Origin of the sequence: Pseudoalteromonas sp. 78C3, assembly GCF_002836695.1 — a bacterium.
Lineage (GTDB): Bacteria > Pseudomonadota > Gammaproteobacteria > Enterobacterales > Alteromonadaceae > Pseudoalteromonas > Pseudoalteromonas arctica.
The window spans coordinates 60271-72254 of sequence record NZ_PJAV01000171.1; the positions used below are offsets into that span (position 1 = coordinate 60271).

An 11984-nucleotide genomic window follows, 5' to 3' on the forward strand; every position below is an offset into this window, starting at 1 on the left:
AATGCACTCACAATATCACTGGTAATTTATTGGTAATTAATTTTACTTTAATTCTTAACACTCCTGAGGGTTGCTTATGTTATTCAACGGCGATTTAACAACGATTTGTCCTATTAGACAAAGAATCCGTGACTTCTACCGCATAGATGAAAATGCGGTTATTGATCATATTTTACCGCTTGCAGAAGTAGGCGTAAAAGCACGAAGTCGTGCCTGGGAAAGAGCCCGCCAGATTGTTTTAAACATTCGTAAAGAGCAAGATGGGCAAGGCGGTGTTGATGCGCTTTTAAATGAATTTTCACTCTCTAGTGAAGAAGGCGTTGTATTAATGTGTTTGGCCGAAGCACTGCTTCGAGTTCCAGACAAAGCAACTCAAGATGTACTGATTCGCGACAAGTTAGCGAAAGGTGATTGGAGCTCCCATTTAGGGAGCAGCGATTCTTTATTCGTAAACGCGTCTTCTTGGGGATTATTAGTTACCGGTAAAATGGTTAACTACACAGACAAAACGAAAGAACAACAGTTCGGCATGCTTAAAAAGACCATTGGTCGTTTGGGTGAGCCAGTTATTCGTAAGTCTGTAAATTTTGCTATGAAAATTATGGGTAAGCAATTCGTTATGGGTCGTACCATTGACGAAGCAATTGAACGTGCTGCCGATACAGAGCAAAAAGGTTATGTATATTCTTACGATATGCTAGGCGAAGGCGCGCGCACAATGAAAGATGCGAAGCGTTACTTTGACAGCTACATGAATGCTATACACTCTATTGGTAAAGCGGCAAATGGTCGTGGTCCAATTAAGAGCCCTGGCATTTCAGTTAAGCTTTCTGCTATTCATCCTCGTTATGAGTTCACTCATAAAGACCGTGTGATGGAAGAAATTGTACCAAAGTTAAAAGAGCTTGCGCTTGCAGCTAAAAAATACGATATCGGCTTTACCGTTGATGCTGAGGAAGCTGACCGTCTAGATATTTCATTAGATGTAATTGAAGCAGTATTTAGTGATGAAGATCTTGGTGATTGGCAAGGATTTGGCTTAGCGGTTCAAGCGTACCAAAAACGCGCTATTTTTGTAATTGAATGGCTAACCGACCTTGCAAGCCGTGTTGGTCGTAAAATGATGGTACGTTTAGTTAAAGGCGCGTACTGGGATACTGAAATCAAAACCACACAACAAGATGGTTTAGAGCATTTCCCTGTATTTACCCGTAAAGCAACAACCGATGTTTCTTACAAAGCATGTGCTATTAAAATGCTTGAAGCGCGCGACGTACTTTATCCGCAGTTTGCAACACACAACGCTTACACTGCCGCGACTATTTTAGAAGTAGCGAAAGGCGACAACACCGGTTTTGAATTTCAACGTTTGCACGGTATGGGTGAATCTTTATTCGACCAAATCGTTAACGAAGAAAAAATTCAATGTCGTGTATATGCCCCAGTTGGTCAACACGAAGACCTACTTGCTTACCTTGTTCGTCGTTTGTTAGAAAATGGTGCTAACTCATCATTTGTGAACGCGATTGTAGATACAACAAAACCTGTTGAATCATTACTACCAGACCCTGTAGAAACATTGCAAGGCTTGCGTAATAAGTACAATACGCAAATCAAAATGCCAATTGATTTATACGGTGAAGAACGTGCTAACTCTAAAGGCATGGATTTAACCGATATTAATGTTATTACCCCTTTCAAAGAGAATCTTGAAACATGGTTTAACGAGCACTTAATTGAGCAAAGCCAAGTACCAGAAGGCTCATTGGCTGTTAAAAACCCAGCAAATCACAAAGAAATCATCGGCCACGTTAAGTTACAAACTGGCGAAGAGATGAAAGTATTACTGGCTAACGCTGAAGCGGCACTTGAATCATGGTCACAAACACCAGTAAAAGAGCGAGCTAATTTACTGCGCCGCGTTGCTGACATTTTAGAACGTCATCACGACGAACTAGTCGCTATCTGTATTAAAGAAGCGGGTAAAGTAGCGCAAGATGGTATTGATGAAGTACGTGAAGCGGTTGATTTTTGTCGTTACTACGCAGCGCGCGCTGAAGAGTTGTCTAAAGATGAACGTTTTGAAGCCCGTGGCGTTATTTTATGTATTAGCCCGTGGAACTTCCCGCTTGCAATATTCTTAGGCCAAGTTGCTGCTGCGATTGTTACAGGTAACACTGTAATTGCTAAGCCTGCTGAGCAAACAAGTTTAATCGCCCTTCGTGCCATTGAACTAATGCTATCTGTTGGTTTACCTGAGCACGTTGTTCAACCGGTTATCGCTCGCGGCTCAGAAGTAGGTAAAACAATTGTTCCTGATGAGCGCATTCAAGCGGTTATGTTTACAGGTTCTACTGAAACAGGCACATTAATTTCTCAAACACTTGCTGCACGTAACGACATTCAAGTACCGTTAATTGCAGAAACAGGTGGCCAAAACTGTATGATTGTTGACTCAACGGCGCTTCCTGAGCAAGTAGTTGATGATGTGATCAGTTCTGGTTTTCAAAGTGCTGGCCAACGTTGTTCTGCTCTTCGTGTTTTATTCATTCAAGATGACGTAGCAGATGGCATTATCGAAATGCTTAAAGGTGCTCTAGCTGAGTTACACATTGGCGATCCATCGTTACTATCAACTGATGTTGGTCCGGTAATTGATGAAAAAGCACTTAAAAACTTAAACGAGCACGTTGAGTACTTAAAAGGTAATTCTATACTTCATTACGAATGTAAAATTCCTGATAATACACAAAATGGCGCATACTTTTTTGCTCCTCGTTTATACGAAATCAAAGACTTATCAGTACTTAAACGTGAAGTATTTGGCCCATGTGTTCATATTGTTCGCTTTAAATCGAATGAACTTGATGATGTGATGGATCAAATAAATAACACAGGCTATGGTCTGACAATGGGTGTTCATTCACGTATTGAAGAGCGCTGTGAGTACCTTGCTAAAATGTCACGTGCGGGTAATGTCTACATTAACCGAAACATGATTGGTGCCATTGTTGGTGTGCAACCGTTTGGTGGCCGTGGTTTATCAGGTACTGGCCCTAAAGCCGGTGGCCCTAACTACCTACAACGTTTAGTAAAAGAAAAAGCATCACCAGATAACGTACAAATGACTAACCTAACGCCTGACGAACTTGATTTGCACCACTACAGCGGTGCGAATGAGCAAGTTAAAAAGCTAATGGCCAACTCAATGCGCGATGAAAAAATCTGGCGCGCAACACCACTAAACGACCGTGTTTCGGCTGTACGTCAGTTGCTTGCTAAAATCGCGACGGTAGAAATTATCGACGATTTAGCAGACGACTTAGCATTAACATTATCAGAAGCACGTGCACAGCTTAACCGCCTTGAAAAGCACATGCGTAAGTTTACTACCCTGCCTGGGCCAACGGGTGAGTCTAATACACTTCATCTAGAAGCACGTGGTTGTGTAGTGTGTTATGCAGATAAGAGCACATCATTTAACTTCTGGGCATTGTCTATCATCACTGCTATTGCCGCAGGTAATACGGTAATTACTGTAGCGTCTGAGCTGTTTTATGATGAAGCCGTTGCCTTTAAAGATAAATTTATCTCTACAGGTGTTGCAGAAGGTGTTTTCCAAGTAGCTAAACCTAATCAGTTACAAGCTATTTTGGCGCACCCTCATTTAGCCGGTGCGGTAGTTGCTGCTCGTTCGTCTCGCTTAGGCTACTTTAGCCAACAGCTTGCACAGCGTAAAGGTGCTATTTTACCGGTAATTAGCTCTGAGTATTACGATACATTAATCAAACGTCTTATTACTGAAAAAACAATCAGTATTGATACAACAGCATCAGGTGGTAACACATCACTAATGACGCTTGTTGAAGATGATGAATAATTAAGCTAATGCTTTTTAACTAAAAAATAAAAAAAGGCACTGAAAAGTGCCTTTTTTATTAGGTAGTAACATATATATTTGTTAGCTTAATGAAAGATTAACAATAGAAGTAATAAATTTGAAAATAATTCCTGTTGGTCAGTTACTGCCTGGTATGTTTGTGCAAAGTGTTACCAGGCAAACTGGCAGTATTAAAATTAAAAATCAAGGCTGGGTTAAAACTCAGGCTGGTATTAATAACCTAATAAAAGCAGGAATTTTAGAAGTAGAAATAGACCCTGATAAAACCCTCATTGACTCAGTCCCTGAAAAAGCTCCTATCACTGTACCTGCAACAAAAATAAAGCGTGACCCTTGGCAAAAAACACACAGTGCCGAACAAGAAATGGGAAAGGCAAAAAAGCTGTATGACGAAGCTAAAACACTGCAAATAAAAGCATTTAAAGATATTAAAGCAGGCCGCGATATAGATATTACGCCATTCAGAGAGCTGGCAAGTGGCTTTATGGACTCTGTTTTTAGAAACCAAGATGCCCTAGCCTGCCTTACCCAAATGCGCCAAAAAGATGCTTACCTACTTGAGCACTCTATTAATGTATCGATATTAATGGGGATTTTTGCTAAGCATTTAGGTATAGAAAAAAACATTATCGTTGAACTGACTACCGGCGCACTTTTACACGACATTGGTAAGATAAAAATTCCTGATGAAATACTCAATAAACCAGGTCGCTTTACCGATGATGAATTTAAAATAATGAAAATGCACTCGCTTTTCAGTAAAGAGATATTAGAAGAGTCTGGTTTAACGGGTATTGCAGTTGATATTGCTGGCATGCATCACGAAAGGCTTGATGGTAAAGGCTACCCGTTTGCTAAAAAGGGCGACGAAATAAGTCAATACGTACGTATGGCGTCAATTGTGGATGTATATGATGCACTTACCGCAGAACGTGTTTACAAAGCAGGCATGGAGCCAATAAAAGCCTTTAAAATACTAAAAGACGGATGCCCAGATAGCTTCGATCCCGAGCTGCTTAATAAATTTATTCAATGTATTGGTATTCATCCGGTAGGAACGCTCGTTAGATTATCGAGTCAAAAAGTTGGTTTAGTGACCGAGAGTAACCCTAGCACACCGCTAAAACCTATCGTTAAAACATTTTACAGTGCTAAGCATAGTCGCTATACAGAGATAAAAGATATCGATTTAGCTAATAAAAAAACCCTAGATACCCTTGAGTCAGCGGTGAAACCTAAAGAATATAATATTGATTTAGAACGCTTTTATAAAAACTCAATATTATCCTAAGCAATATTGAGAGCTCAACATTCTACCGAGCTCTCAACATAATAGCTAAGCGTTTACTGCGGCCAGTCTTGCAAAGCTTTTAAGCTAAACTCATAACCATCAAAATCAAGTACACTTTGCTCAGGTGTAATCTCTCTTACAGTTAAAGCGCCTATGCTCTCTCCTTCATGTAGCTCTCGGCCATTTAGCTTGATCCAACGCTTGTCAGCGCTCGATGAATAAATATGCGCTTGATATTTAATACTAGGTAACATTGATTGCAAGCCATCTGGTAGCAATTCTACAGGCTCAACACGTGATGACGTTTTTGATGCATGGGTCACTTCATAATCCTGATTTTTTTCGACGTCTTGTATAGCTTGCGCAAACGCATTTTTAAGTGTTGTAGGCACCTCATCAAGCTCAGGATCGCTCATCTGTTGAGATTGGTTGTTACCATTAATTGGCTTACCTAGTACTTTATATTTACTCATATCTAGTTGAGCTGATGCTGTATTTTGACTTTGCCCAAATACCGAAGCGTTCTGTGTATTATTTGGATTGTAATTATTTTGTGGATTAAATACTGGCTGATTATAATTTTGAACTGGCATTACTTGTTGCACGTTCTGCTGATTATAACCCGTTGCGCTCGTGACCGGACTCGATGGCATAGGAATATATTGCCCATTAGGCGTTAATAACATTTGCTGTACACCATTAGGTGTTTGCACATGTACAAGTTGCCCTTCAATCGTTGCAGTATTATTTGGAGCTATTTTAGCGGGTTCTAACTTAGCTATTTGCTGCTTTTCAACTGCGGCATCTACCTCTTTAACTTTTTCTTTAGTTGACGATTTTTCGCTTTCAACCACCTTAATTACAGCGGGTTCCGATATGTTTAATAAAGTAGTACCTTGAAACCACTTACCCGTAGTAAACCCACCAGCTACAGCAATAAAAGCAGCTAAGCTTGTACCAAATACTAACGCTAATCGTCTATAACGCTTTAGTGCTTGCTGTTGCTTTAACTGCTCTGATTGTAAGTCGTATTGCTCAGCACTCATATCTGATTGCTGCGACTGCTTTAGCGCATCTAATAAATAAGACATAACTTACCTAACTATAAAATAAATGAAAGCCCAATGCCTACGGCAAATAAAGCAACGAATGCAAGGCTATATGGTACAAATGACGTTGCTTTGTTGGCCTCATTAACTGGCGCTACAAAATCCATGGGTAATGACTCATGTGCTGATTTTTTTATTATATCGCTATCAACTATCAACTGCTGCTTTGCAAAAGTGCCTACCAAAGCTCGCTCACATACCAAGTTCATTAATCGTGGCACACCACCGGTTAATTGATGAACAGCTTGCATGGCATCCATCGAAAAAATTCCTTTATCACATCCTGCAACATGTAACCGATGCTTTATGTAAGCAACTGTTTGGCCTTGCGTAAGTGGTAATAAATGGTAACGAGCTGTTATTCTCTGGGCGAGTTGCCTTAATTCATTGCGCTTTAAAAGCTCTTGTAGCTCAGGTTGACCAACCAATACTATTTGTAATAATTTTTTATGATCGGTTTCTATATTTGTTAGCAAGCGTAATTGTTCAAGCACATTAGGGGCAAGTAACTGCGCTTCATCAATTATAAGTATGGTGTGCCCACCCGATTTATTATTGGTCTCTAAGTGCTTTTTTATAATATCGGTAAGACTTTTAAGCGTCGCATTATTAGCATCGTAACTAATGTTGAGCTCATCACAAATACTAGCCAATAACTCTAGCTCTGAAAGTGCTGGGTTATGGATCATCGCTACTTGCGTGTTTTCGGGTAACTGCTCTAACATACTGCGGGTAATTGTAGTTTTACCAGTACCCACTTCGCCTGTTAATAATACAAAACCACCGTCTTCACCTAATCCATAGGTAAGGTGTGCTAAGGCTTCTTTATGTCGTTCACTTAAAAATAAGTAATGAGGGTTGGGCGAAATTGAAAAAGGTTTTTCATTCAGGCCAAAATAGCTTAAATACACCGTGATGTTCCTTCGTAATTAAATCACGGCCTATAATGGCAAAAAAACGCACTAAGTGACAACGTTGTAAGCGCTTTATTATTGAAATAACGTAAATTTATGTAAAACAAAAAAATGCAGCGGTTTTAAGGCTGCACTTTCATCTGTCTAATCTTAGTATGTAATTTACTCTTCGTAGCGAACTAACCGTAAATACACATTACTTGTTTTAGCGTGCAAACTATTCAGGCCACTATCAAATTGATAAACCCATGCAGAGCTCATCGTGCTCACACCCGATGTATTTGACCAATAGTTTTGAAGCTTAGTACCAAAAAACACCTCTTCATTAATGCTCGGCTCGGTGCAACTGTGCTCTAAAATACTCGCCAACTCTTTAATGTTAGGCATTTGCCAATCATCGTAATCTGCGGTTGTATCATTTTTAGCACCGCGTAGTGCTTCTTGCCAAGTAAGAGAAGGTGTAGAGCCTTCGCAAAGCTGCGTCTCTGTATTATAAATTTGCCCATAACTACAACGTTGCCACATAAGGCCTGTTTCGGTATCAGACACTGTGCCATCTGTATTTATGGTAAATCTATCTGTCGGCGTTGTGGTATCTGCACCGTCGTAGCACGTTTGCGCCGCTGCAATATTAAAGCTCAAGCTTATAGTTGCTAGTGCATAGAGTAATTTTAATCTCATTATTTTCTCCTAACGGCTTCTAACTAAACGAACATACGCGGTATTTTCTTTTGGATAAGCAAGATCGTTACCATCACTCATATCAATAATGTACGCTTGCGATAAACTTGTACCATCGGCTGCGGTTTGTGAAGTCCAATAACGTAAGTGGCTTAATGCACTTTCACTTGGCATATTGGGGAAAAACACCTCATCAATTAATATGCTTTGCCCTTGCTTACCATAATCAATTAAACCTAAAAGCTCTGTATAAGTAGGTAACCGCCAATTTGTACCACCACAAAAATCTAAGTTATTCACTTCGTTTATATAACTTTGTACTCCACAACTCGTATCATCCGGACAAGTTGAATTGGCTGTACTGGTATCGGTAAAAGTAGTATCGCCTAAATCCCAAAAGTAATGATTTTGACCCTCACGCAAGCTTGTATTTGGCAATACTCCTGAGGATTCACTTTTTACTTCCCATACAAGTCCAGTAACATTATCGCGTATACAGGTAAAGTCACTACTATCATCACCAACTTCATCAGCAAACTGATTAAGTTTAGTGTAATCAAACGCTAAATTACCTTTACCAACCTTATCTAAGCGGTTTGCATAGCTATCGCGTCCAAGTTCAGCATCTTGCGCTGGAAAGTCATCGCTTTCACAGTTAATGCGTTGGGTGTTGTTATAGCACTCACCAACACCACTATCGTTTATAAGCCCAAGCGCTTTTGGTGATACATCAACAAATAAAGAATCTGTATCGGTGCGTCCTTTTGAGTCGGTTACCGTTACTTCAAAGCTCAACGTGGATTCAGTATCTACATCAGAGGCAAAAAATGTCGTTGTACATTGGTCGCTATTACTTAATGTTTCGCTATTACCGGTAAGTTGTTGCCACTTACACTGATAGGTATCGGTGACAGTTTCGCTATTCGTTGCGTCAAGTGTTACTTCTTCAAACTCTTCGACATTTTGATCAGCGCCTGCATTTGCATCCACTAGTTCATTTGTTTTATTAAGCGTCATTGAATATTGAGTACTTGCCTCACCGCCCTCATCATCAGTGACTGTTAGCTGCCAAGATAAATTTACGTTACTTTCTAGTAATGGATGAGAAAAGCTAAGAGTTGACTCATTAAAGCTAGCAATATCTAAATCAGGACCTGATAGCAGTTGCCACAAGTAACTATCAATTTGGCCATTATCATCAGGATCGCTCGACTCAAGGGCGCTCAAAGTAACTGTGTCTTTGTATACAGAAGGAAGTGTTTCAGGAGATGTTTGGGTAACAACAGCAAGAGGAAGTTGATTATTAGAGCTCACTGAAATAGAAATGTCGTCACTAACAGCGCTACTACCGGTGCTTTGATAGCTTACTCTTAAGATTATTTCACTATCAGTTTTTACGTCAGGGGCTGTCAATGTTTGCTCAGCGCCTTCAAGCGGAAAACCTTCTAAGCTTGGGCCGCTAACTTGTTGCCATGAAAACGTACCATCAGCGGGGGAACCTTGTGCTGTGATAGTAAATTCAGTTTTTTCGATAATTTGTAAATCGGTTCCAGCATTAACAGATGTTTCTACAACTGTATTATCGCTATCACCGCCACCACCTCCACACGCACTCAGCAAACCGCAAGAAATGAGGGGGATTAAAGCAAACGCTTTCATACGCAGCACCTTATTATGTCAAATAATTACTATAGTGTAATTACTAGCAATAAAGATGCCATTAAAGTACTACATATATGTATCTTGATGAATGCGTACAAACAATTTCGTACCGATTTTACTGTAATCTACTTTGTATTCACGCCCATCTAAAGCTTGAATAAATAGTAATTGTTTTTCTTCGCCAAATATATCAGGGCTTCCAACATAGACTATTTCTAAATAGCGATCTTTTGCATCACGGCGGTTTTTAGGTAACTCTTCTTTAAATGGCTCTAAGCCATGTTGAGTCACTTTAATTTTAGGATGAATTTCAGAGTTTACAATCACTAAATCATGCTTTTTATCTTTATGTATTATGGTGTTTCGACCACTTTTTAAAAAGGCTCTCTCTTGACTCATTTTTCTTTCCTACAGTCGCAGCTTAATTATTAATTTGCGACGCTATAAACTGACTAGGCTCGCGCTTCCACTTATTTAAGTTAGCACTAAATGCCCAGATATCTCTATCTAACACACTGGCTGGTAATAATAAATCGTAACCGGTTAACAGTTGAAGGTGCTTAGTCCTGTTAGCAAACATAGCTATAAGACCAGTATAGCTTATCCCTTTATGGGATGTGTAATGTGTATCTTCTATTAGCCATTCTGATGGGCAATTGCCATTTTTGCAATGTTTTTGAACAACTTGCATAAATAAATTACGCTGCTCTATTAATAATTTCCCTGCAATTCGAGGCGCTATGCTTGTTAAAAAGTCATCTATGTCGTTTACCTTTATACCAACCGCATTTAATTCTAAGTAATCAAAGCCATCTTCTATTTTGGGTATACCACTGTGATGAAAGTTACTATGAGGCATACACCAAGCTCCGTACTTATGGTAATAAACGAGCTCAGACTCATTTAATATAAGGCTATGATATGGCTCTTGAGTTTTTAAATATCCAATAAAAATAGCGGCAATACACAAGCTCACTAAAAATATTTCAAGTATGCTAATCTCACCCGGTCTCAGTAAATTAAACAACATAATAAAAACTAAACCAATTGCACCTGCAACAAGCACCTCAATTGCGTTTCGCGCACCTTGTGCCCGAAACTTAATGGCATTGTTAGATTTATCCATATTGGTAAAACGCCATATAAAAAACAAGCATAATAACAGCCCAAATTATGACCTTTCTTGTTGTTATACATAAGTTACAGGTGGTTTTAAATTTCATACATTACCGCTTTTTCCTCAACAAAATAGGAACAATGAATAAATCTTATTTACTTTTACGCTTAACGCACAAATTTATGAGACACATAACCGTCTTTTCCCGGTCTTATTTCGTACAATACTTACAATTCATTTTCAGGTATGAAATCAATGTACTCAAGACAATCAGGTAAAGCACTTTTTCCATTTATTATTACGTTACTTCTAATATTTAGCGTTTATTTATATCTACCCGCTAGCCACGGCGAACAGGCCGATTTATCACAAATGTCTACTCAAGTAACAGCTCATACTGTTACTTCTCAGGAAAACGCAGTGATGATAGAAGCGATCGGTAGCGCGCGTGCAAACCAAGCAATCTATATAAAAAGTGCGCAAAACGATTATGTCACAGATATATATTTTAAAGACGGCGACTTAGTCAGTAAAGGACAAAAGTTAGTACAGTTACAGAGCCAACAAGAACAGCTTGCCGTTAAAGAGCTTGGCATTAACTTACGTGAAGAACAACGTCAGTTAGATCGCCTAACCGAACTTTCACGCTCGCAATCAACGGCAAAGTCGTTACTTGAGGAGCAGTTATCTCGTGTTGATGCAACAGAGGCCCAACTAGAAAGCGCTAAAACTAAATTAAACGAAATGACTATTAGTGCGCCCTTTTCAGGCCTGTTAGGTAAGCGTGAAATATCAATAGGTGCTTACGTAAGTAATACAACAATAATCACAACACTTGATGATATTAGTATTATTAAAGTTGACTTTAAAGTACCTGAAAAATATTTAGCACAATTAAATATGGGCATGAAAGTGCTTACGCAAAACGATGCCTACCCAGGACAAACATTTAACGGCAAGGTAACGCATATTAGCTCGCGTATTGATTCGGTTACTCGCAGTGTTGAAGTAACAGCAAGTTTTGCCAATAAATCAGGATTACTTCGCCCTGGTATGTTACTAAATACAGCACTTGAGCTAAGCAGCAACCAAGCTTTAATGGTGCCAGAAAAAGCGGTTATACCTTTGCAAGACAAACACTTTGTTTTTCAAATTCAAGATGGGATAGCTAATAAAATTGAAGTGCATGTTGCTAGCAGAAATAATGGCTGGGTTGCTATCGACGAAGGCCTAACTGATGGCGAGCAAATTGTTACTGAGGGGCTAATAAAAATTCGCTCTGGAAGTAAAGTAAGCGTAAAGGGGTAAT

Annotated in this window: 9 protein-coding genes; 3 read left to right on the plus strand and 6 right to left on the minus strand. The window is 39.4% G+C overall.

What is annotated here, in order from left to right; translation table 11 throughout:
* Nucleotides 1-76: 76 nt before the first annotated feature.
* Nucleotides 77-3880, plus strand: a complete 3804-nt coding sequence (gene putA, locus CXF76_RS18040) for a bifunctional proline dehydrogenase/L-glutamate gamma-semialdehyde dehydrogenase PutA (protein ID WP_024592081.1) — start codon at nt 77-79, stop codon at nt 3878-3880.
* A 118-nt stretch (nt 3881-3998) separates the two neighbouring features.
* Nucleotides 3999-5192: an HD-GYP domain-containing protein gene (locus tag CXF76_RS18045; protein ID WP_024590011.1), complete on the plus strand. Its 1194-nt coding sequence runs from the start codon at nt 3999-4001 to the stop codon at nt 5190-5192.
* Between the two features lie 53 nt (nt 5193-5245).
* Here the strand turns inward: CXF76_RS18045 and CXF76_RS18050 are convergent, their stop codons facing one another.
* The 6 genes from CXF76_RS18050 to CXF76_RS18075 form a co-directional block, all read right to left on the minus strand.
* Nucleotides 5246-6283 carry a general secretion pathway protein GspB gene (locus tag CXF76_RS18050; protein WP_101164297.1) on the minus strand — a complete coding sequence of 346 codons (1038 nt, stop codon included), beginning with the start codon at nt 6281-6283 and terminating at the stop codon, nt 5246-5248.
* Nucleotides 6284-6294: 11 nt separating this feature from the next.
* The gene (locus CXF76_RS18055; protein WP_024592309.1) at nt 6295-7212 is read right to left on the minus strand and encodes an ExeA family protein; all 918 of its coding nucleotides are present in this window, start codon (nt 7210-7212) and stop codon (nt 6295-6297) included.
* A gap of 165 nt (nt 7213-7377) precedes the next feature.
* Nucleotides 7378-7896: an Lcl C-terminal domain-containing protein gene (locus CXF76_RS18060; protein WP_024590014.1), complete on the minus strand. Its 519-nt coding sequence runs from the start codon at nt 7894-7896 to the stop codon at nt 7378-7380.
* 9 nt (nt 7897-7905) lie between these two features.
* Nucleotides 7906-9555, minus strand: a complete 1650-nt coding sequence (locus tag CXF76_RS18065; protein WP_007581674.1) for an Lcl C-terminal domain-containing protein — start codon at nt 9553-9555, stop codon at nt 7906-7908.
* Between the two features lie 69 nt (nt 9556-9624).
* A complete protein-coding gene (locus CXF76_RS18070) occupies nt 9625-9957 on the minus strand; it encodes a hypothetical protein (RefSeq protein ID WP_024590015.1) in 333 nt (110 codons plus the stop codon).
* Nucleotides 9958-9979: 22 nt separating this feature from the next.
* A complete protein-coding gene (locus tag CXF76_RS18075) occupies nt 9980-10684 on the minus strand; it encodes a DUF2982 domain-containing protein (protein ID WP_024590016.1) in 705 nt (234 codons plus the stop codon).
* A gap of 246 nt (nt 10685-10930) precedes the next feature.
* On the opposite strand from CXF76_RS18075, the gene CXF76_RS18080 reads away from it, so the two are divergent.
* Nucleotides 10931-11983, plus strand: a complete 1053-nt coding sequence (locus CXF76_RS18080; RefSeq protein ID WP_024590017.1) for an efflux RND transporter periplasmic adaptor subunit — start codon at nt 10931-10933, stop codon at nt 11981-11983.
* The last annotated feature ends 1 nt before the right edge of the window (nt 11984 follow it).